Origin of the sequence: Streptomyces arenae, from assembly GCF_022343545.1 — a bacterium.
GTDB lineage: Bacteria > Actinomycetota > Actinomycetes > Streptomycetales > Streptomycetaceae > Streptomyces > Streptomyces humi.
The window spans coordinates 60,232-81,402 of the sequence record NZ_JAKQYH010000036.1; the positions used below are offsets into that span (position 1 = coordinate 60,232).

General features: G+C 68.8%; 20 protein-coding genes and 4 pseudogenes. 9 read left to right on the forward strand and 15 right to left on the reverse strand.

Translation table 11 applies throughout. The annotated features are described in order from the left end of the window. The first annotated feature begins 203 nt into the window (after positions 1–203). On the forward strand, positions 204–470 hold the full coding sequence (locus MB828_RS15450; protein ID WP_301648655.1) for a hypothetical protein: 267 nt from the start codon (positions 204–206) through the stop codon (positions 468–470). A 54-nt stretch (positions 471–524) separates the two neighbouring features. Continuing rightward, on the forward strand, positions 525–1,277 hold the full coding sequence (locus tag MB828_RS15455) for a hypothetical protein (protein WP_301648656.1): 753 nt from the start codon (positions 525–527) through the stop codon (positions 1,275–1,277). A 10-nt stretch (positions 1,278–1,287) separates the two neighbouring features. Here the strand turns inward: MB828_RS15455 and MB828_RS15460 are convergent. Beyond that, a pseudogene (locus MB828_RS15460) lies at positions 1,288–1,695 on the reverse strand (nuclease); the annotation flags it as partial. Between the two features lie 142 nt (positions 1,696–1,837). Here MB828_RS15460 and MB828_RS15465 point away from each other — a divergent pair. The 3 genes from MB828_RS15465 to MB828_RS15475 all read left to right on the forward strand — a co-directional run bounded on the left by MB828_RS15465 (position 1,838) and on the right by MB828_RS15475 (position 3,972). Next, positions 1,838–2,326 carry a site-specific integrase gene (locus MB828_RS15465; protein WP_301648657.1) on the forward strand — a complete coding sequence of 163 codons (489 nt, stop codon included), beginning with the start codon at positions 1,838–1,840 and terminating at the stop codon, positions 2,324–2,326. Positions 2,327–2,356: 30 nt separating this feature from the next. Next, positions 2,357–3,157, forward strand: a complete 801-nt coding sequence (locus MB828_RS15470; RefSeq protein WP_301648658.1) for a hypothetical protein — start codon at positions 2,357–2,359, stop codon at positions 3,155–3,157. A gap of 104 nt (positions 3,158–3,261) precedes the next feature. Beyond that, positions 3,262–3,972 (forward strand): hypothetical protein, encoded by a 711-nt coding sequence (locus MB828_RS15475; protein WP_301648659.1) that lies wholly within the window; start codon positions 3,262–3,264, stop codon positions 3,970–3,972. Between the two features lie 493 nt (positions 3,973–4,465). On the opposite strand, the gene MB828_RS15480 is transcribed toward MB828_RS15475, so the two are convergent. The 5 genes from MB828_RS15480 to MB828_RS15500 form a co-directional block, all read right to left on the reverse strand. Then, on the reverse strand, positions 4,466–5,281 hold the full coding sequence (locus MB828_RS15480) for an MBL fold metallo-hydrolase (protein ID WP_301648660.1): 816 nt from the start codon (positions 5,279–5,281) through the stop codon (positions 4,466–4,468). A gap of 61 nt (positions 5,282–5,342) precedes the next feature. Beyond that, positions 5,343–6,233, reverse strand: coding sequence for a fumarylacetoacetate hydrolase family protein (locus MB828_RS15485; protein ID WP_301648661.1), 891 nt, complete (start codon positions 6,231–6,233; stop codon positions 5,343–5,345). A 58-nt stretch (positions 6,234–6,291) separates the two neighbouring features. Next, on the reverse strand, positions 6,292–7,590 hold the full coding sequence (locus MB828_RS15490; protein WP_301648662.1) for an amidohydrolase family protein: 1,299 nt from the start codon (positions 7,588–7,590) through the stop codon (positions 6,292–6,294). A gap of 84 nt (positions 7,591–7,674) precedes the next feature. Continuing rightward, positions 7,675–8,985, reverse strand: a complete 1,311-nt coding sequence (locus MB828_RS15495) for an amino acid permease (RefSeq protein ID WP_301648677.1) — start codon at positions 8,983–8,985, stop codon at positions 7,675–7,677. Positions 8,986–9,226: 241 nt separating this feature from the next. After that, complete coding sequence (locus tag MB828_RS15500) at positions 9,227–10,411, reverse strand: trans-sulfuration enzyme family protein (RefSeq protein ID WP_301648663.1); 1,185 nt, start codon at positions 10,409–10,411, stop codon at positions 9,227–9,229. Positions 10,412–10,564: 153 nt separating this feature from the next. On the opposite strand from MB828_RS15500, the gene MB828_RS15505 reads away from it, so the two are divergent. Then, a complete protein-coding gene (locus MB828_RS15505; protein WP_301648664.1) occupies positions 10,565–11,008 on the forward strand; it encodes an Lrp/AsnC family transcriptional regulator in 444 nt (147 codons plus the stop codon). A 7-nt stretch (positions 11,009–11,015) separates the two neighbouring features. On the opposite strand, the gene MB828_RS15510 is transcribed toward MB828_RS15505, so the two are convergent. Together MB828_RS15510 and MB828_RS15515 are read right to left on the reverse strand one after the other, a co-directional pair. Beyond that, positions 11,016–11,858 carry a PhzF family phenazine biosynthesis protein gene (locus tag MB828_RS15510; RefSeq protein WP_301648665.1) on the reverse strand — a complete coding sequence of 281 codons (843 nt, stop codon included), beginning with the start codon at positions 11,856–11,858 and terminating at the stop codon, positions 11,016–11,018. A 153-nt stretch (positions 11,859–12,011) separates the two neighbouring features. Beyond that, positions 12,012–13,631: an amidohydrolase gene (locus tag MB828_RS15515; protein WP_301648666.1), complete on the reverse strand. Its 1,620-nt coding sequence runs from the start codon at positions 13,629–13,631 to the stop codon at positions 12,012–12,014. Between the two features lie 143 nt (positions 13,632–13,774). On the opposite strand from MB828_RS15515, the gene MB828_RS15520 reads away from it, so the two are divergent. Continuing rightward, positions 13,775–14,743, forward strand: coding sequence for an Lrp/AsnC family transcriptional regulator (locus tag MB828_RS15520; protein WP_343236171.1), 969 nt, complete (start codon positions 13,775–13,777; stop codon positions 14,741–14,743). Between the two features lie 164 nt (positions 14,744–14,907). Here MB828_RS15520 and MB828_RS15525 read toward each other — a convergent pair whose 3' ends face one another. From MB828_RS15525 to MB828_RS15540, 4 genes and pseudogenes are all read right to left on the reverse strand, one after another. Beyond that, positions 14,908–15,363: a carboxypeptidase regulatory-like domain-containing protein gene (locus MB828_RS15525; protein WP_301648668.1), complete on the reverse strand. Its 456-nt coding sequence runs from the start codon at positions 15,361–15,363 to the stop codon at positions 14,908–14,910. Between the two features lie 650 nt (positions 15,364–16,013). Beyond that, positions 16,014–16,349, reverse strand: a pseudogene (locus MB828_RS15530) (transposase); the annotation flags it as partial. Positions 16,350–16,637: 288 nt separating this feature from the next. Then, positions 16,638–17,570, reverse strand: a complete 933-nt coding sequence (locus MB828_RS15535) for an aldo/keto reductase (RefSeq protein WP_301648669.1) — start codon at positions 17,568–17,570, stop codon at positions 16,638–16,640. A 48-nt stretch (positions 17,571–17,618) separates the two neighbouring features. Beyond that, positions 17,619–18,479, reverse strand: coding sequence for an aldo/keto reductase (locus tag MB828_RS15540; protein WP_301648670.1), 861 nt, complete (start codon positions 18,477–18,479; stop codon positions 17,619–17,621). Positions 18,480–18,844: 365 nt separating this feature from the next. Here MB828_RS15540 and MB828_RS15545 point away from each other — a divergent pair, with 365 nt between their 5' ends. Beyond that, positions 18,845–19,054 carry a hypothetical protein gene (locus MB828_RS15545; protein ID WP_301648671.1) on the forward strand — a complete coding sequence of 70 codons (210 nt, stop codon included), beginning with the start codon at positions 18,845–18,847 and terminating at the stop codon, positions 19,052–19,054. Positions 19,055–19,235: 181 nt separating this feature from the next. Further along, a complete protein-coding gene (locus MB828_RS15550) occupies positions 19,236–19,439 on the forward strand; it encodes a cold-shock protein (RefSeq protein WP_133024461.1) in 204 nt (67 codons plus the stop codon). Positions 19,440–19,503: 64 nt separating this feature from the next. Here the strand turns inward: MB828_RS15550 and MB828_RS15555 are convergent. The 3 genes and pseudogenes from MB828_RS15555 to MB828_RS15565 all read right to left on the reverse strand — a co-directional run. Further along, a pseudogene (locus MB828_RS15555) lies at positions 19,504–20,276 on the reverse strand (IS30 family transposase); the annotation flags it as partial. A gap of 361 nt (positions 20,277–20,637) precedes the next feature. Next, a complete protein-coding gene (locus MB828_RS15560; RefSeq protein WP_301648672.1) occupies positions 20,638–20,997 on the reverse strand; it encodes a DUF2255 family protein in 360 nt (119 codons plus the stop codon). Next, positions 20,994–21,171, reverse strand: a pseudogene (locus tag MB828_RS15565) (transcriptional regulator); the annotation flags it as partial. The gene MB828_RS15560 and the pseudogene MB828_RS15565, both read right to left, overlap by 4 nt.

The window sequence follows — 21,171 nt, forward strand, 5'->3', positions numbered from 1 at the left end:
ACTGTGAATCGCAAGCCTAGAAGGTTATTCCAATGATCTACACGGCGACCTAGGCGGTACGTTCCGTGACCAGTGTACAGAATCCTGGCCGGTGGCGATATGACAGTACCGCCCTCCAAGGACGCATTCATCACGTGGTGCATGCCCGGACTTCCGTAGCAGGCGGCCGACTTCGCCTCTTCGGTGGAGGAAATGAAGGTTTCTTGGCGCATCAGATCACGACACCTCCCGACTTTGACCATATTCTCTTGGTCCAGTCGATGGGAGATGACGTACCACTGGTTCCGCCTCCCGGCGCTCTCCTCGACTTTCAGGGCCACGAGAACCGGCTCAACGACAGGCTGGCCCCGGGGGAGAAAGCCAAAGGCACCATCGTAGGAAGGGATGGATTCCCTACGCAGCATGAAACCTATCTTCAAGTGGTGGCCGAGGCCTATCTCGAGACTGATGATTTCGGAAAGTCAGTGTAGGCAGGCGACCGCTTAGGTTTCATGAGCTCTCCATGCACGTGCAGGAGCAATGTCATGGGCCTACTGCCGGTGGAAATCAAGGTCAATATCGAGGGCGACGTGGCGGGAGCGATGTCGGCTCTCGACGCTTCGCAGGGCGCGCTGATGACGCGTCGGATCTGGTTCGCTGAGGACCGGGGCGGTGTCGCGCAGGGGAAGCTACTGCTCCTGGACGGTGGAGTGATCGTACGCCTCAGGTCCGGTGGCGGTCAGGATGACTTGGTCGTCAAGTTGCGTCCCTGTACCCGGGAACAGCTGGTCGGCCGGTTCTCCGCCCCGTTCGAGGTGGATCCGCTCACGTACAGGATCGAGGAGGACTGGTCGAGGAACGGCCGCGTTCTGGCGGCTTCCCTGATGCGCGGTCACCCACCGGGGGCATTGCCGGCCGCGGTGACACAGGGGTCCGATCCCGCCACGCTGTTCGACGAGGTGCAGGACCAGTTCCTGGATGCCTGCGCTCACGACGTCCAGTTCGACGGGCTTGTCGGTCTGGGGCCGATCTCCGCGACGAAGGTGGACGATGTTCCGCTCGAGGACTTGAAGGTCGGCCTGGAGGCGTGGTCGGCCGCCGGCCTGAACTTCCTGGAGGCTTCGATCCGTGTGAAGCCCAAGGCCGGCGACGACAAGGAGGAGTTCAAGGAACGGGCCGAGCGCCAGCTGCGCAAGCTCGAAGAGGCGGTGCTCGAACGAGGGGTGATGCTGTCCGGGCTCCCCGACAGCAAGACCCACCGTATGCTCACCGCTCTCGTGGCCGCCGCGCAGGGCTGAAGCGGGATGGGGCGGGGTGGCACGACAGCGGCATGGCCAAGCGCAGGTAGTCGACAGTGCGACGGAACAGCTTGGGGAGGATCACCACGCCGTCGGTCAGTGAGGCCAGCCCCGTGTCGAGCTCCAGGCCGCTGGTGCCTGGCGCGGTACCGGCGTCGGCCAGGGCGATGCGGCGGCCGTGGACGTCGGCACCGCGTGTGAGGACGAAGCCGGGAACCGTTTCCGGGGTGGTGGCGGTCACGGTCTCGTCCGGTTGCCGCTGAACGTCGACGAAGCCGAGCGACTTCAGCAGTTCGCGCGCGTCGACCGCGTCCAGGCGCAGCTTCGCACGCCCCACCGCGCTGTGCTCGACGGCACGACTTTCATTTATGCGCTGTTGAGCTGTCCACGGGCTATCGTCCACCGTCATGTCGATCATGGGTCGGCGGGTGCACTTCACCCGCCGAGACCTGGCCTGGCCGCGTGAAGAGCAGTCTCGATCAGTGTTTGGATGATCTGGGAGTGCCCGAGGGGCAGCCGTTCCGTTCCTGATCAGTCCGGCGGGCGGGTATGACGTGGCGTTGAACCGCTACTTCTCGGTCTGGCTCGCCTCTTCGCCGTGGAACACCCAGGCGGCCCATGCCCGGGATCTGCGTACGTATTTCGACTTCCTGTGGTTCGCGCGGGGCCGGCGGGACTGGCGTGACGCGAGCGTGGACGACCGGGCGGCGTACGGGTGGTGGCGTCGCCGCGACGACGACGGGCCTCGGGTGGAAGACACCAGCTGGGTCCGGGAGGTCTCCACGGTCAACCAGTTCTACCTGTGGGCGATCGAGCAGGATCTCGTCCGGGCCAATCCGATCCGCCAGCGCGCCGCCGCGGTGTGGTCGCCCTGGCGGGGCGGGTCCGGTGGCGCCCTGGTGCGGCAGGTACCGGCTGAGAGCTCGCACACCGGGCCGCGGCGGGAGGTGAAGTGGCTGCCGCCGCGATCGTATCGGCTGTGGCGCAATGTCGGGCTGTGCGGCTTCGACGCGCACGAGATGACCAGACGCGGGTTCCGTGGCAGGTAGGCGGCGCGCAACGCGGCGTACGCGGATTCCATGGTCCGTACAGGTCTGCGGTCGTGCGAGCACTCGGCGCTGACGGTGTTCGACCTGCCGCAGTTGCCGCCCCCGGCCTCGGGGATCGTCAACGCGCGGGCGGTGCTGCCGCACGCGATCTCCAAGGGGAGGTCGGGGCGGGCGGTGTACTGGCCGGTGTCGGTGCTGCGGGACGTGCGGGACTACCTGGAGTGGGACCGGGCCGAGATGCTCGACTACGGCCGCTCGCGCGGCTTCTACCTTCCTACGCGCCGGTCGCTGCTGGTGGAGGACCCGGCCCTGCCGCGGGTGCGGTTGGGCGGCCGGTGGGTGCCGGTCGCCCGTTTGGATGCGGATGAGCGGCGCCGGCTGCTGGTGGCGACGGCTGAGGGCGGGTGGGAGCCAGGGATGGTGTGGCTGAACCAGTGGGGTTTGCCGATGACGATGTCCGGGTGGAAGCAGGTCTTCGCCGACGCCAACGCGCGGTGCCGTGCCCAGGGCGTAGGTGTGGGGGCGATGCCGCACATGCTGCGGCATTCGTACGCAGTGATCACGCTGGAGTTGCTGTGGCGGGGGCATGTGCAGGCGCTGGGCGAGATGAACGAGCGGCAGCGGCTGACGTATCAGCGGGTGTTCGGTGATCCGCTGATCTGGGTGCGGATCAGGCTCGGTCACCGCTCGGCGACGACCACGGCGCTGTACCTGCACACCTTGCAGGAGCTGGAGATGCGTACCCGGCTGGAGCTGGTGCCGGAAGGGGCGTGGAAGCCGGCGGGCTTCAGCGAGGAGGGCTGGCTGGAGCGGTCGGAGGTGGCCGCGTGAGCGGGGATGCGCCGCGCGCGGGCCGCGGCCGCACGGCGGCTGTTCCTGACGGCTTGTACGAGCCGCCTCCGCCGGTTGAGTACCCCGAGGATGGTGGGGCGCCGGTGGTGCGGTTTGCCGGTGAGGACGGCCGCGAGCGGATATTCCGGTTCGAGGAGTCGCCGCTGCCGGGGATGCACCGGGACTTCGCGCACGCGCTGGGGGTGCGGATCGGGCCCGGTGGCGGGCGCCGCACGCAGCGGGCGGCGATCAGCCAGTGGCAGACGATCAAACGATTCCTGCTGCTCCTGGACCAGCTGCCGGTGCCGCCGGCACGCGTGGAGGAGCTGCGGGTGCGTCACATGGAGCGGTACCTGATGTCGAGGCGGCAGACGTGCGGGGAGAGGCCCGCCCGCCGCAGTCTGCAGGACCTGCTGCGGATCGTGCGCGCCTTGCCGGGCCAGGAGCGGCTGGAGGGCGCCGTGGCGGACTACGCCGGGCGGCCCGGGCACGGGGTCGACGCGCAGCAGGTCGCGCGCCCGGGGTACTCCGACCGTGAGTTCCAGACCATCATGACCGCCGCCCGCTCGGACGTGGCGGCCGTCCGCGACCGGATCGCGTCCGGCGAGCGCCTGCTGCAGCGGTTCCTCGACAACGATGAGGACCTGTCGGCCGCGGAGCGGGAGCAGGGAGCGCGGCTGGAGGCGATGGCGGCGACGGGCCGGGTCCAGGTGGACTACCGGGGCCTTGCGGTGGGCCAGTACCCGTCGGCCTGCTACGCCCAGGCGCGGCAGCTGTTCGTGGTCGACCCGGACCCGGCCCCGCTGCTTGCGTAGATCTGGCAGAGTGACGCAATCCCCCGATCACCCCGATGCTCGCCGAAGCACGGCTGGCCTGGCGCGCGACCGGGACGCTGCCGGGGCGCCTGGTCGCGGAACAGAAGCCGGACGGCTTCCGCTGCATTCTCATCGCGCGGCCCGGCCACGGCCTGGTCATGAGTGCTTGCGGGCCTGTGGGCGCGTACACGGCCCTGTCGTGGACGGGTGCGGTCATCCCGTGTCCGACCGTGGGGGCCATGTGCCGTCGAGCGGGATGCCGGCGGCTGTCGCGATCTGATCCGGTCACGTGATGCGAGCAGTCGGCTCCTCGGCGCCGTGAGGTCGACGTCCACCAGTACTGCGCGTTTGACAACGCGCCCGGCGACGAGGACGGTGTCGACCAGACCGGGGCAACCGTGGCTGACGACGGTGGCACCTGGGTCACCAAGGGAAACCGGCAGAGGGATGCCGGGGCAACTCAACTGGCGCGTGTGTCACGGCATGCATGACTTCAGGAGAGTGGCGGCGCGAGGTACTCCAGCGCGTAGCCGGCGCCGTTGCGAGTTGCACGTCCCACTCCGGGTGAGTCGAGGTGGGCCCCGGCGACGAAGTGTTCCGGTGATGTCAGTTGTTCAAGGAGAGCGGTTCGCGCCGAGCGTGCCTGCGACTGGTCGCCGTCGAGTTCCCAGGACACGTTCGGCTGAGCGAATTGCAGTGAGGGCACGTGAACCGTGTCGCCCCAGACGAGCAGCCGGCCGGTGCTGCTCTTGACTCGGTAGACGGTGTGGCCGGGTGTGTGACCGGGAGTCGGGATGGCCGTGACCCGGTCGTTGACCTCAACGGTGTCGGTGATGGGGACGACTCGGTCGTGGATCGGCGCGAGGCGGCCGGTGAACACCGACGTGTCCCCCGCGCCGATCCACACGCGTCGGAGTTCGGGGAACGCTTCCGAGCCGTCTGGTGCGATGAGGCCGTTGACGTGGTCTTCGTGGTTGTGGGTGATCGCCACATCGGTGATGTCACTACGGTCGACTCCGGCTTCGTCCAGGGCGACGAGCAGCGATCCCATGCTGGGATGCCATGCGTTGGACGCGCCGGTGTCGATGAGCAGTGATGTGGTCCCGTCGGTGATGAAGAAGGCGTTGACCGACAGCCGCAAGTTGCCCTCGGCCAGCGGGACCGTGTCCGGGAGCTCATCAAGGGTGCGTCCGCTGTCGTCGCGCAGCCGTGTCGGCGGCATGTCGACGTAGCCGTCTCGCAGTGAGATCACCCGTAGGTCACCGAACTCGAAGGTGGCGTGGTGACGGCCACGTGAGGTGAGGCGCATGAGATCTCCGTGGTGAATTCGTGGTTGCTCAGGGGGGTGGCTTCCTGGAGCCGGAGAACGGCTACCGGGTAGCTTCCTTCGGCGCGCTGACGGTGTTGCACAGCGCGCCGAGTCCGGTGATGGCGCACTCGACGACGTCACCCGGCTTGAGGAAACGGGGCGGGCTGAAGCCGAGGCCGACGCCGGCCGGAGTGCCGGTGGCGATGATGTCGCCGCTCTGCAGGGTGATACCTGCGGAGATGGTGCTGATGAGGTACGGGATGTCGAAGATGAGATCGGCGACGGAAGCCTGCTGGCGGGGCTCGCCGTTGACGGTGGAGGAGACCACGAGGCGCTCCGGGGGGCCGATTTCGTCGGCGGTGACCGCCCAGGGGCCCATCGGGGCGAAGGTGTCGAGGGACTTGCCGAGCAGCCATTGCTGGTGGTCCCTTTGCAGGTCCCGGGCGGTGACATCGTTGATGATCGTGTAGCCCCAGACGTGATCCATCGCCCGGTCGCGGTGGATGCCGCGCCCGCCGCGGCCGATGATGACGGCCAGTTCGGCCTCGTAGTCGAGGTCGGACGTGAGGGTGAGGTGGGGATCGATCTCGTCGTACGGTCCGGTCACCGTGGTGGGGAACTTGGAGAAGACGACCGGTGCGGTCGGCAGGGCTCCGGGGTGTTCCGGCTGGTCGTAGCCGGATCGGCCGAACTCCTGGACGTGGTCGCGGTAGTTCTTGCCGACCGCGAACAGGTTGCGGCGCGGCTGCGGGATCGGTGCGAGCAGCCGTGGTGAGGCGATGCTCGGAAGACCGGTCGTGCTCTCGATCACAGGGCCGAGCTGACCCCAGTCGTCGATGACGTCGAGCAGTGTGCGGTTGCCGAGGACACTGCTCAGGTCGTACACCTGCCCTTCGTCGTCGACGCGGCCGAGCGCCACCCGGCCCGAATCGGTGAACGTCACGAGTTTCATCAGCCAATTTCCCTTCATGTACACGGGCGGGTGCGCCGGCAAGGTGTGCTCGGTGCGGCTACTTCGCTGCGGGCTGCGGACGCCAGGTGCGGTCGAGCCGGACGCCTGCGGCGGCTGCGACCCGGTCGCGGGAGGCGGTCAGGCGCGTCTTGAGCGCGGGCAGGTCTACGCCGACCAGGGCTCCGTCCCGTTTGACGACGCGTCCGGCGACCAGGACGGTGTCGACGAGGCCGGGATGGCCGTGGCTGACGATGGTGGCGGCCGGGTCGGTGACCGGGAAGACGGTGATGTCGTCGGCGCGCAGGAGGATCATGTCGGCGTCCTTGCCGGGCGTGAGGCTGCCGGTCCGGGCGTCGAGTCCGCAGGAGGCGGCGGCGTCGATGGTGGTGAACTCCAGCAGGTTCCGGGAATTGAGGCCGCCGTCCAGGCCGCGCTGGACGGCGAAGGCGGTCCGCAGCGTGGAGAACATGTCGCCGCCGACCGAGGGAACGTCGTCGACGGACAGCGTCGGACGCAGACCCGCGGCCAGTGCCCGGCCGGTCATCGGGTTGCCGAAGCCCATCTTCAGCTCGACGTCGGGGCTGATCGAGATCGAGCTGCCCGCGTCGGCGAGCATCCGCAGTTCCTCGTCGCTGATCCCGTTGGCGTGCACGTACGTGGTGGTGTCCCGCAGCAGACCGTGCTCGTGCAGGTCGGCGACGGGGCGCTGCGCTCCGTCGGAGACGGTGTGCAGGCTGGTGCGCAGCCCGAGTTCGGCGGCCAGTTTCAGCTCCCCTGCAAGGGTGTCCGTACTCGTGTCTTCGGGACCGCGCAGCCCCCACGCCATGGTGACCAGGCCGCCGTCAGCGAGCTCGGCGCGGACGCGACGGACGGCGGTGTCGACGGAGTCGGGAGTGGCCCACCCGGCGCCGAGGCAGAAGATCGAACGCCCCGGCACATCACGGAGTGCGGCGACGGCGGCGTCCTCGTGCTCGGGGCTCTGCGCGACGTGGTACCAGTCCAGCATCGTGGTCACGCCGGAGTGCAGGGCCTCCAGGCGGCCGAGGAGGGTGCCGACGTAGACGTCCTCGGGCTGGTAGTGGGGTTTGACCGTGCCGTGCATGGCCTGCGCCCACTCGGGGAACGTCCAGTCCGCGCCGACGCCTCGGAACGCGGTCTGCCAGCTGTGGCGGTGGTTGTCGACGAAGCCGGGCATGACGATCCGGTCGGTGGCGTCGATGACCTCGGCGTCCGGCGCGTCGATGCGCTCGGCCACGGCGACGATCACGCCGTCTTCGATGAGCACGTCGCCGCGGTCGAGGTCGCCGACCGCCGGGTCCATGCTGACCACGGTGCCGCCAGTGAGCAGGGTTTTCATCGGTTGCACTCCTTCACAGGTGTTGTCGGACGGTTGAAGATCATGGTGTGGCGGCTGCCGCGGCTCCGCTCCCGGCCGCGCCGGTCAGCCGCGGGCGGTCAGGGTCTTCTGCCGCATGTAGCCGACGAGGGAGAGGGCCAGTGCCAGGCCGCCGGTGAAGTACAGCTGCACGCGGGTGTCACCCTGGCGTGCCATGAGGGCCAGGATCGCCAGCACTCCGGCCAGTGCCACCCAGGTCAGTGCCGGGAAGGCCCACATCTTCACGACCAGCTTCTCGGGGGCTTCGCGCTCCAGGTGCCGGCGCATCCGCAGTTGGGCGGCGGCGATGAAGCCCCACATCACGAGCAAGGCCGCGCCGACCGTGTTGAGCAGCCAGGTGAAGACGGTGTCGGGCCACCAGTAGCTGAGCAGGACCGCGGCGAAGCCGAAGCCGGAGGAAGCGATCACCGCTCGCCTCGGTACTCCGCCGGAGACTTTGCCGAGAGCTCTGGGGCCCTGTCCGCGAGCGGTCAGGGAGTACGCCATACGTGAGGAGCCGTAGATGTTGGCGTTCATCGCGGACAGCAGGGCGATCAGCACGATCACGTTCATGAGCTGGCCGGCGGCGGGGATGTCGAGGTGGTCCAGGACCGCCACGTATGGGCCGTGCGTGGTGACGGCCGGGTCGCTCCACGGGATCAGCGTGACGATGACCAGCATCGAGCCGACGTAGAAGACGGCGATGCGCCACATCGCGGTGCGCACGGCGGTGGCGACACTGCGCACCGGGTGTTCGGACTCGGCGGCGGCGATGGTGACCGTCTCCAGGCCGCCGTAGGCGAAGACGGAGGTGGGCAGGCCGATGACCAGGCCGTTGGTGCCATGAGGCAGGAAGCCGCCGTCCCCGGTGAGGTTCGCCGTCCCCGGGGCAGCCGTGCCCGGCAGCACGCCGAAGATCGCGAGGCCGCCCAGCAGCAGGAAGAGGGAGATCGCGGCGACCTTCAGGGCCGCGAACCAGAACTCGAACTCCCCGAAGTTGCCGACCGCCGCGAGGTTCGTGCCGCAGAAGACGGCCATGAAAAGCAGGACCCACATCCAGGACGAGGTGCCCGGGAACCAGCCGGTCATGATGTTCGCGGCGCCGATCGCCTCGGCGGCGACACCCACGCACAGCAGCCTCCAGAACACCCAGCCGGCGGTGAAGCACGCCCACGGCCCGATCGCCCGCTCGGCGTGCACCGAGAACGACCCAGAGGCCGGGTTCGCCGCCGACATCTCGCCCAGCATGCGCATCACCAGCATGACGAGCACGCCGGACAGGGCGTAGGCGACGACGATCGACGGCCCGGCCGCCGCGATGCCGGCACCGGAGCCGACGAACAGGCCTGCGCCGATGACGCCGCCGAGGGCGATCATCGACAGGTGACGCTGCTTGAGCCCACGGGCGAGCGGGCTGCCGTTGCGGAGCGGGGCGCCGGTGTCGAGAGGCACTGTGGGTCTGGCGAGCGATGGGTTGTGCGGGTGGGGCATGGAGATGCACCTCTTCGTTGAGCTGCTGGACTCTCAGGGGCCGGTTGGGATGAGACCGGCGCCGGTCACGTGTGTGCACACAGGTGGGGGCGTTGCCGCAGCGTGCGACCGGCGCTCTCGCGATGGTTCAGGCGCTCCTGGCCGTGGTGTGGACCGCGTCGGCGGCGGCCAGCGCGTCGGCGACCAGGTCGGCGGTATCCTCGGTGCCTGCGGCCAGCCGGACCAGGCCCAACGGGACCGACTCGGCTATCTGGTCCTCGCTGAGCATCCCCCGCCACATGGACGCCGGGTGCACGGCCAGCGACTCCACGCCACCGAGGCTGGCCGACCTGAGGGAGTAGCGCAGCTTACCCAGGAAGGCGTCGGCCGTCTCGAAGCCGCCGGTGAACTCGATGCCGAGCACCCCGCCGAAGCCGCTCATCTGGCTGGCCGCCAGCTTGTGCTGCGAGTGGGACGCGAGACCCGGATAGTGCACCTTCGCCACGGCCGGGTGCGCGCTGAGCGCCTGGGCGAGGGCCAGGCCGTTGGTGTTGTGCCGGGGCACCCGCAGCGGCAGGGTGCGTATGCCACGCAGCAGCAGCCAGGCGTCGATGGGGCCGAGCGTGGCGCCGGTGAGCAGGCCGACGTCCCAGATCCGGTTCAGCAGCTCGGCGGACCCGGCGATCACTCCGGCGGAGACGTCGGAGTGGCCGTTGAGGTACTTGGTCGCGCTGTGCCAGACCAGGTCGATGCCGTAGTCAGCCGGCCGCTGGTTGAGCGGAGTGGCAAAAGTGTTGTCCGCCATGGTCAGCACACCGTGGGCGCGGGCCAGCTCCGCGACGGCGCGCAGGTCGGTGATCTGCAGCAGCGGATTGCTCGGCGTCTCCACCAGGATCAGCCGGGTCTGGGGCGTGAGCGCCTTCGCGAACGCCTCCGGGTCGGTCTGGTCCACCACGGTGGTCGGCACACCCAGGCGCGGCAGCAGGTTCAGCAGCACCGAGCCCGTGCCGCCGTAGGTGGACTTCTGCCCGATGACGTGGTCACCGGCGGACACCAGGGCCAGCACGGCCGTGGTGAGCGCGGCCATCCCGGACGCGGTGACCATCGCCGCCTCGGTGCCCTCCAGCTCCGCGACGACGGCCGCGACCTGGGCGTGGTTGGGGTTGCCGAAGCGGGTGTAGAAGTCCTTGCCCCGCGGTTCGACAGCGCCGCGTGCGAACGTCTCGCCGTCCTCGGCCGAAAACGTCGCCGTCTGGTAAATGGGCGGTGCCACGGCACGGCTGGGGTGGATCTCGCGGTCGGCGTGGACGGTGATGGTGCTGTTGCCCGGCATGGCTGGCCTTCCGTGGACATCGGTATGACGCCATGAAGCCTGGCCGACCGGAGCTCAGATTTGGACTGATCGCGGCAATTTTGGCAGCAAATTGCCCCTCACCAAGGGCGCACGATTGTGATACTCAAGGCCTGAGCGCAATAATCTGCCACCATGGACGAGGTGGACCGGTCGATCTTGGCCGAACTCGAAAAGAACGGCCGGATCAGCAACAACGAGCTCGCCGCACGGGTCGGGCTGTCGCCGTCACCCTGCCTGCGGCGCGTGCGCCAGCTGGAGGAAGCCGGAATCATCCGCGGCTACCGGGCCCTGATCGATCCCGCCGCCATCGGGCGCAGCCTGCGGGTGTTCGCCGGGGTGCGGCTGATGCGGCACACCCGCGCGGACGTCATCGCCTTCGAGCGCGGGATCACCCAGCTGCCCGAAGTGGTCGCCTGCCACCACATCACCGGCAACTTCGACTACCTGCTCCAGGTCGAGGTCGCCGACCTGCCCGCCTACGAGGACTTCCACGCCAACCAGCTGGCCGCCCTGCCCGGCGTGGCCACCGTGACCAGCTACGTCACCATGAAGACACTCTCCCCCGACACCCCATGACGGGCGGTCAGACCGTGATGGTGCCGCGGATGCAGATGACGGCGGCGCCGCTGACCCAGACCGTGCCGTCCGCATCGGCGATGACCTCGATCCTCGCGGCGCGTCCCAGCCTCGTGCCCTGGGAGACCCGGTAGGTGGAGGGCGCGGCGCCGGTGGAGGTGAGCCACTGCCCGACACCGGCGTTCATGCTGCCGCACGCCGGGTCCTCGGGCACACCGGCGCCTGGGGCGAACGTACGCAACTCAAAGGCGTACTCGGAACCTTCGGGGTAGGCGCCGATCGCACCGACCATCGCGTCCGGGATCAGGGCCAGATCAGGTTCCACGGCGAGGACCTCCGCGGCCGTGGCCAACTGGACGACGGCCCAGCCAGGTCCGTTGTCGACCCACTGATGAGCCACGACCCGCTCCCGCGTGATGCCGAACGCGGCCACGATCCGCTTCAGATAGTCGTCGTCGAGCACCCCCTCCCGCACTCGCGGCGGGGCGGCGAAGGACAACGTGTCCTCGCCGCGGCGCACGGTGACCAGGCCCGCGGCGCACTCCTGCACGAGGTGCTCCGTATGCCGCGGCGTACCACCGCCGTCCAGCCAAGCGCGCGCGGAGCCGAGGGTGGGGTGCCCGGCGAACGGCAGCTCGCCTCCCGGGGTGAAGATCCGCAGCCGGTAGTCCGCCTCCGGGACGGTAGGGGGCAGCACGAACGTGGTCTCGGACAGGTTCGTCCAGCGCGCCAGCCCCTGCATCCGCTCATCGGTCAGGTCCGTCCCGTCCAGGACGACCGCGACGGGATTGCCGGAGTAGGGGCTCGTGGAGAACACGTCGACCTGCACGAACGAACGAGTACGCGGCATGGCCATCGACACCTCTCGGTAGGAGTTGCGGCGAGAACTGCGTATCCCGCCCGCCGACGCAAACAGGTCCATCCCAGCGGGCGCCCGCTGGGCGGCGACAGGGCCAGTTGCCACAAAGTGGATTGACTGACCCTGCCATGAGAGGGGGCGTGTTCACCGCGTCCCGGTCGGGGTGACGAGGCGGCCACCGACGAAGGTGTGCGTGGGGTTGAGGTCGCGCAGCGCGTCGCCCGGACACTGGGCGGGGTCCTGGTCCCAGACGGTGAGGTCGGCGAGACGGCCGGGGGTGAGGATGCCACGCAGGTGCTCCTCGCCGGTCAGGCGAGCGGCGCCCCTGGTGTGCAGGGTGAGGGCTTCGTCGTAGGTGATGGCGTGCTCCGGGCCCTTGACGCCGATGACGGTCTGCCGGGTGGTCATGCCCCAGACGGAGCGCATGGCGCCGAACTGGCCGACGGGGAAGTCGGATCCGGCGCTGACCTCGGTGCCCAGGTCGATCCAGCCGCGTGCGGGGAAGAGGCGGGCGACGCGTTCGGGGCCCCAGAAGCCCTCCTCGACCTCGGCGGTGTCGTGCAGCAGCGGCTGCTGGATCGTGACGGGGATGCCCAACGCGACGGCGCGGGCCTGCTGTTCGGGACCGGCGAGGCCGCCGTGCTCCATCACCAGTGTGCCGGCGGGCAGACCGGGGTTGCGGGCGAGGACGCGCTCGTAGACGTCCAGGAGGGTGCGCACCGCGCGGTCGCCGTAGGCGTGGGTGCCGACCCGCCAGCCGCGCCGGACCACCGCTTCGACCGCCTCCACCAGCGCGTCCGGTTCCCAGATCAGCATCCCGGAGAAGGCGTGGTCGCAGGCGTACGGCTCCTCGGTGGCACCGGCCTCCAGGCCGCCGTCGAGGCCGAACTTCACCCCCCACACCGACAGCCACGGGTCGGAGGTGTCACGCCACTCCTCCATGACGTCGAGCACGTCCTCCACCTGCGCGGCGCTGGTCAGACCCAGCGCCGAGATCAGCGCCCGCACCCGGGTGCTGAGTGCCCCTGCTTCGCGGGCGGCCAGGAGCACCGCGTAGTCCTCGGGGGTGACCGCGCAGTCGCGCACGGTCCCGATGCCGGTGGCGGCGTAGTCGCGGCTGGCCAGGCGCAGTCCGTCGATGCGCTCGGCCCGGTCCGGGGCCGGGACCAGGTGCTCCACCAGGTGCAGGGCGTTGTCGATCAGTCGGCCGTCGAGCTTGCCGTCGATGCCGCGGCCGATGGTGCCGCCCGGGGGTACGGGGGTGTCCTCGGTGAGGCCCGCCAGGCGGAGCGCGTAGGTGTTGACGACGTCGTTGTGGCCGCCGCGCTTGACCAGGACCGGGTGCCGGTCGGTGGCCTGGTCGAGTTCGGCCGCGGTGGGCATGCGGCGCTCGGCCAGGTTGAGTTCCTGCCAGTTGGTGGTGGTGCGGATCCACTCTCCCTCGGGGGTGACGGCGGCCCGCTGCCGGATCAGGTCGAGGAACTCGGGGATGTTCCGGGCCCGGTGGACGGGGACGTCGTGGGCGCCGAGCGCCGCGAAGATCAGGTGGGTGTGGGTGTCGTCGAAGGCGGGTAGCACGGTGGCGCCGGGCAGGTCATGGACCTGCGTGTCCGCGCTCACCAGGTGATCGAGGCCGTGCGGGTCGGCGGACACGGCCGCAATGCGGTCGCCGCGCACGGCCAGCGCCCGCTGCGGCGCTTGGCCGGGCACCAGGGTGTGCACCGCGCCGGCCCGGATCAGCAGGTCAGCTCCATGATCAGTCATCGTCTTCTCCCTCATCCCGCAGGTAACGGATCGCACCTGTCGTTCGGCGACGAGACTGTTGTAGAAGGGATACGGGGATTCTCCGCCAAGCAGAAGGCTCGTGTGCAGAAAGTGCGCCAGAACCGCGGCCTATCATGCGGATCATGCGACAGGTACTCACTGAAACAGACCGGCGGATCGCGGCCGCCCTGGTCGCCTCACCGCGCGCCTCCTGGCGCGAGGTGGCCCGCTGCCTGGGACTGTCCGAGCGCACCGTCGTCCGCCGTGTCGCCCTGCTCTACGCCGACGGCACCCTGCGCGCGACCGTCGTACGCAACCCGGCGCGCTTCCCGCACCTGATCCCCATCGCGCTGCGCATCCGCTGCCGCCCCAACAAAATCCGTCAAGTCGCCCAGGCACTCGCCCGCCGCCCCGACACCGTCTGGGTCGACATCCTCGGCGGCGGCGACGAGATCTCCACGATCTTCTTCCTCGAAGGCACTGAGGCCCGCAACAACCTCCTGCTGCGCGACCTGCCCGCCACCGACGCCGTCGGCACCTGGACCGCCCACACCCTGCTACGGGTCTTCCCCACCGCATTCCGCTGGACCGCCGGTCTCCTCACCCCCGCGGAACTGGCCGAACTCGTCCCTGAGTCCGTTCCACCGACCACGCCGACACCGTCGTACACACAACTCGACATCGACACCGCGCTGATCGCCGGACTGACCGAGGACGGCCGGGCCACCTACACAGACCTGGCCCGCCGCGCCGGCACCACCGCGCTCACCGCCCGCCAACGCCTCGAAGCACTCACAGGAGCCCAGGTGCTGCGCCTGGCCACCGAAATCGACCTCGCAGTGCTCGGCGTGCAGACCGAGGCACTGCTGTGGATCTCCGTACGGCCAGGCGCACTGCAGGAGGCCGCGCACGTCCTGAGTACCCACCCACACGTCCGGTTCTGCGCCGCCACCACAGGTCCCGCCAGCCTGCTCGCCGCCGTCGCCGCCGCAAACCTCGACGCCCTGTACACCTTCCTCACCGACACCGTCGGCCCCCTCGACGGGGTCACCGCCATCGACACCACCCCGCTGCTGGCGACCGTCAAACGTACGGGTCTGATCCGACACTGACGAGGCAAACGACGTCCACACATACGACGCGAACCCACCGTCCGATCGGCCAAGTCCAGTTGGGGATCCACGTGGTGACTCCGGTACTGCTGAACGAAAGTGCCGTGGATCGGGCGAGGTGGGGATGCGACACGATGGCCACCGGCCCGGTCGAGTGCGGCACGTCAGGCGTTGCCCTGCTCCGTGAAGTGCTGGAGAAGGGCCTGCTGGATGTGCACGAGGAACAGGTTGTTCTGCTTGAGCTGGGTCAACCGGGTAGCGGCGTGGGCAGCGTACTCGGGTTCTTCCACGGCCGAAGCCACGAGAAAGGCGGCGAGGATGTCGATGCCGCGCGCCGTGTCCGCGAAGTGGCCCACCGGGACGAGACGGCGGTCGAGCGGGACGGTGCCGTCGAAAACCACATTCGCGACCAGCGAGGGCTGCCATTCGTCTGCGTTGGTGAGCGAGTAATGGGTGTCGAATCGGACGGTGACCGTCTCACCGGCGGGTACGTCGACGCTGTACGCGCCGTCTTCGTCGGTGTAGGCACGGTCGATGAGGGTGAGGTCGGGGCGGTGAACGCTGACCTTGATCATGAAGATCGGCTCGTCCCCGGTGACGGTGCGCACATGCCCGCGCATGCCAGCCTCCTCTCGGTCGGGGCCGGATTCTCGTCGCCGATGTGCGGGGCGGCCGAATGCGACGGATGCACGCCTGGGAAATGAACGCAACTCTGATTGAAGTCAAACTTCTGAGGGGTCATTCGGACGCGTCTGATTCCAGGTTCGTCCCGTACGCGAACCCTGTCAATTGCGCCGTGGCCTGCTTGGCACGAAAGCGGTTCCGGGAGCAGCATGGGAAGCAACGGGTGTGCTGCACAGGAGGTGACCCCCATGCCCGACGAGGCGATCCGCTGCCGTATCACCTACGAGGGACAGGACATCTGGCTGGCCTCGTTCTGGTAAGAAGTTCTGTCCCGTAAGTGGGCAGAGTGAGTCGTCTCCTGGAAGGCGGCCGTTCTCCGCCGCAGCGACGGCTACCAGCGCGAAGTCCAGCCACTTGTACACGGTGAAGAAAGTGTCGGGAGCGAACTCCATCCGGATCACGTCATCTGGAACGTTGTCGATGGTGACTTGGACGTTTCACTCCAGTGAAGAGCAGCAAGCGATGCCTTCGTTGGGCAGGACATGGTGGTTGGTCATCGGCAGCCGCGGCGAGACCAAAAAGCCGATGCTATGAGGGATTTCGCGGCCAGCTTGACGCATAGAGACTCGGGCACTAACTGATCGTTTCACAATGCGGCGTGTAGCCGTCTCAAGCAGATGACGGCGCAGGCGAGTTGGAGGAGTCCCTGGTGGAGGTCGGCGCGTATCTCGTAGCGGATGCGCAGACGCTTGAACTGGTGCAGCCACGCAAAGGTTCTCTCTACCACCCAACAGGTCTTGCCCAGGCCGGAGCCGTGCGGGGCGCCGCGTCGGGCGATCTGCGGGACGATGCCGCGGACCCATAGGAGTCGGCGGTACTTGCGGAAGTCGTAGCCTCGGTCGGCGTATAGGCGCTTCGGCTTGTGGCGGGGACCGCCGCGTTGGCCCCGGATGCGTGGAATCGCGTCCAGGAGCGGCATGATGAGTCGGTGGAAGACCGGCAGGACGGTGGGAACGGTCAGCGGCGTGGAGACCCGCAGTTCGGGGCCTGCAACGAAACGGCTGGACCCGCATCACGAACGCGCCGTCCAGCTCGACCCGGGAACCCGCGCGGGCTGGACGTAGGTGGGCGACGGCAGCCAGATCCAGCAGTTCTCCTACTGACCGGGTCCGCCGGTCGGCCGTCAGGGTCCGCGGGCGGCTCGGCGCGCCTGCGGACCCGCCGCACAGCGGCGAGCGTACGGCTCGCCGCTGTCCGGGTGGGGCGGTGGTCAGGGCACGATGTACTGGGCGGCGCGGAACAGCTCGTACCACTCCGCACGGGTCAGGGGGACGTCCGATCCGAGGGCGGCGTCCGCGACGCGCTGCGGGTTGGTCGTGCCGATGACCACCTGCATCCGGGCCGGGTGGCGGGTGATCCAGGCCGTCGCGATGGCAAGGGACGGCACCTCATACCTCGCCGCCAGGCGGTCGATGACGGCGTTGAGCTCGGGGTGGCGCTCCGAGCCGAGGAAGGGCCCGTCGAAGAAGCCGGCCTGGAACGGCGACCAGGCCTGCACGGTGATGTCGTGCAGTCGGCAGTAGTCCAGGAGCCCGTCGTCACGGCTGACCGACTGGTCCAGGCCCTGCATGTTGGCCGCGACGCCCTGCGCGACGAGCGGGGCGTGCGTGATCGACAGCTGGAGCTGGTTCGCCACCAGCGGCTGGCTGACATGGCGGCGCAGCAGGTCGATCTGGCGGGGGGTGTGGTTCGAGACGCCGAAGGCCCGCACCTTGCCCGCCGCGGCCAGGTCGTCGAAGGCACGCGCGACCTCTTCGGGTTCGACCAGTGCGTCGGGACGGTGCAGCAGCAGGATGTCGAGGTAATCGGTGCCGAGAGCCTTGAGCGAACCGTCCACCGACTCGACGATGTGCTCGTAGGAGAAGTCGAAGTACGGGCCTTCGCGGACGATGCCCGCCTTCGACTGGATGATCAGCTTTTCGCGCTGCGAGGGGCTCAGCCGCATCGCCTCGGCGAAACGGCGCTCGCAGCCGTGCAGTTCGCTGCCGTACACGTCGGCGTGGTCGAGGAACGTGATGCCGGCGTCCACCGCGGTGGCGAGGAGTTCGCGCACCTCGGCGTCGCTCTTGTCCTGGATGCGCATCAGGCCGAGCACGATGTTCGGGACGACCATGTCGGTGCCGGGCAGTTTGAACGTCTTCACGATCGGGTCCTTGTCCATGAGTGGGTAGGCGGTGCGGTACCGGGCACCTCAGGCCGCCGACAGGCGGGACATCTGCTCCGCAGTGAGCTCGACATCGGTGGCGGCCGCCGAGTCACGGATGCTTTCGGGGCGGGAGGCCCCGGGGATCGGGAGCACCACGGGCGCCAGGGCGAGTTCCCAGGCCAGGGTCACCCGGTAGACGCTGACGCCCACCTCGTCCGCGACCTCGCGGAAGGCGGCCTGCTGCGCCGAGAGTTCGGGCGCGTTCGAGATGCCACCCAAGGGGCTCCAGGGCAGGAACGCGATCCCGAGTTCGGCGCAGTGCTCCAGCTCGCGCAGACTGGAGCGGAACCTGGGCGAGAACTGGTTCTGGACCGAGTCGAGGCGACCGCCCAGGATCTGGTTCGCCTCGTCGATCTGGTCCACGGTCGCGTTCGAGATGCCCGCCATGCGGATCACGCCCTCGTCGAGCAGGTCACGGATCGCGCCGATCGAATCGGCGTACGGGACGCGCGGGTCGGGGCGGTGGAACTGGTAGAGGCCGATCGCCTCGACGCCGAGGCGCCTGGCCGACTCCTTGGCGGCCCGCTTGAGATGGGCCGGATCACCGTTCACGGTCCAGCTGCCGTCACCGGGCCGCAGGTGACCCCCCTTCGTCGCGACCAGCACGTCGTCCGCTCCCCGGCCGTACGTGCGCAGGGCCCCCGCGATGAGCTCCTCGTTGTGTCCGACCTCGGCGGCGTCACGGTGGTACGCGTCCGCCGTGTCGACGAACGTGACACCGGCGTCCAGCGCGGCGTGGATCGTCGCGATCGACCTGCGGGCTTCGGGGCGGCCCTCGATGGACATCGGCATGCCGCCGAGCCCGATCGCCGAAACCGTCCGTCCGCCGATCGTGCGCTGCTTCATCGGACGTCTCCTCCGAGTCTGGAAGACAGGTGGTCGAGGTCTTCCCCTACGGAAGGCCTGCTCGGCCGAGCCTAGGAACCGATGATTCAGAGGTCCAACAGTTGTTGGTCATGACATTGAGAAACGGAATCGATGAGTGTGTCCGGCGCGTACACCTCGGCGCCCCTGCCGGACACCCGGACGGTGTGTGCGGAACCGGGTTGTGCGGGTGCCAATGCCGCCTTCGACGACCTGCCCGCCGACACAGGACTGACCTGGCGCGGGCGTGGCCGCCGATTGCGTCCACGGCCGAAGCCAGCCGACCTGCTCACGATCTGGGATGGTGCATCACGCCGAGGCCAACGACGGGACCGTACCGTCAGCGCATGGACTTCCGAATCACCGCTGAGGAGGAAGCACTCGCCTTCCGGCTCGCGGAGCTCGACGTGAAGGGCCGGCTCCTCGTCCGCGAGGCTACGGACGGGGTGATCGTGCTCGACCTCAATGGGCCAGCATGGAAGGCCGCCGGCAAAGCAGCCCACCGCTCGGCTCCTGACCTGCGCCGACCCTGGAGACTCACTGACGCGATCCCGTAAGACCTGTGCCGTGCAGCCGTCGGCGGTGTAGCGTCGATACCAGTAGTCGTGGTTCCGAAGTTCCGATCGCCCGTGACACACGTCTCGGGCGTTCATGCTGTTCAGCGCCTCTCCGGACCAAGGCGATCACCTCCGGATCCCGCACGGTGCGGGGTCCCGCATTTCCTTGAGGGAGACAGGCATGGCCAGCGGTACCGTCAAGTGGTTCAACGGCGAAAAGGGCTTCGGCTTCATCGAGCAGGACGGCGGCGGCCCCGACGTCTTCGCCCACTACTCGAACATCGACGCCTCCGGCTTCCGCTCCCTGGAAGAGGGCCAGAAGGTCACGTTCGATATCACGCAGGGGCAGAAGGGCCCGCAGGCGGAGCACATCCGCCCCGCGTAACAACGCAACAGCAAGGCCCCGGCCAGACGTTGGCGAATTTGAGGGGTCGTTGCAACACAAGTGATCAACTGGCTGTTGCCAGGAGCTTGGCGATGCGCTCGGCTGGGGTTTCCCGGCCGAGCGTTTTACGTGGCCGGCTGTTCAGCTCGGCGGCCACGGCGTCCAGCTGTTCGCGGCTGTAGCGGGCCAGGTCGGTGCCCTTGGGGACGTACTGCCGCAGCAGGCCGTTGGTGTTCTCGTTCGACCCGCGCTGCCACGGACTGCCGGGGTCGCAGAAGTAGACCGGCATGTCGGTGGCGACCCTGAAATCTTTGTTCAGGTGCATCTCAGAGCCTTGGTCTCAGGTGAGGGAGCATCCGAGCTGGGTCGGTAGAGCCGAGACGGTCCGTACGAGCGCGTCGCGCGTCTGCGTGGGCTGGCGGCCCTCGGGGAGGTGAACGAGGGTGACGAAGCGGCCGGAACGCTCCGCGAGGGTGCCGATCGCGGACTGGTGCGCCTTGTCGATGATGAGGTCACCCTTCCAGTGGCCCGGGATTGCCTGGTCGGCTGCCTCGGCCAGGCGTTCGCTGATCATCACCATGTCCTTGGCCATGCGGGGCTGGCGCTTGTAGGGCTGGCGGTGTGAGCGGCGCGATCTTGCCCGGCTTTGGACGAGGCCGCCGGCCGTCGGCGCGCGACTGCGCGGCGTGCGGCCGGTAGACCTAGCGGGAGGTGCCCTTGCGCAGCGGCATGCCGTTGCTGCGTATCTCCCGGCTGATCGTGGACGGGCTGCGGCCCACTTCAGCTGGCTGTCTGCCGGATCGACGCCCTCTCCCGCAGTCGACCGGCGATGTGGACGCCGCCCTCACCCTTCCGCACAGCAACGGCCCAAGCGCTCGGGGAGAAACTCGGATCGGGAGTCCAGAACTTCTTCCACGGCAGCCGCGACTTGGTGCTCACGTGGCTGGGGTCCGAGCATCACGGCCTGGTGGCAGCGACTCTCTGGGCAGCTGACCGGGATGTCCCGGCGGAGACCCGGCAGACGGCGATCCTGCTGATGCACACCCTGCGGGCACACCTGATACGCGGCAGAGCTTTCGAGGATCTGTTGCGCGCCTCGCAAGCCGCCTGGGACGGCGCCCGAGACCTCGGCGACCTTGGCGGGCAAGCCACGTCTCTTGACGCTCAGGGTCAGGCGCTGCACGGCTGCGATGACCGCTCAGAGCGGGCGGACAAGGAGCGTCGCTTCCTTCATGCGTGACCCGTTGGCGGACGAGGCGAGCGAGCCGTACTTCGTGGAACAGGCACGGTCAATCTCGCCACCCAGCGCGGTTTCCGCCGGTGAGAAGACCACCTCGATGAGCTGGTCGCCGACTGCGATGCTGCCCGTTCCCTGCTTGAGTGCGGCTTGATACCACCGGGACACGGCCCCCCGATACGCGCGGACGAAGCATTCGCCGCCGACGACTACCATGCCGATCTCGACTTGCGGGCCGTCCGTCCCGCCGTCGCCGGCCATGAGCAGGAGTGAGCACGTCGTATCCAGGCTCTCAAGCTGCTGCCGGCTCCACTCGGTCATCGCCGTGGCCCTGTCTTGGTCGACTCCGCGGCAGGCCCGGTCCAGGAGGACAGGATGCGCAGCGCATCGTCGGAGGGGCTGCCGGGTTCTGCGGTGAGAACCATGAGGCGTTGGCCGGAGCCGTCGGGGGCGGTCCAGGTGTCGCAGTCGAGGGTGAGGTCGCCTACGAGGGCG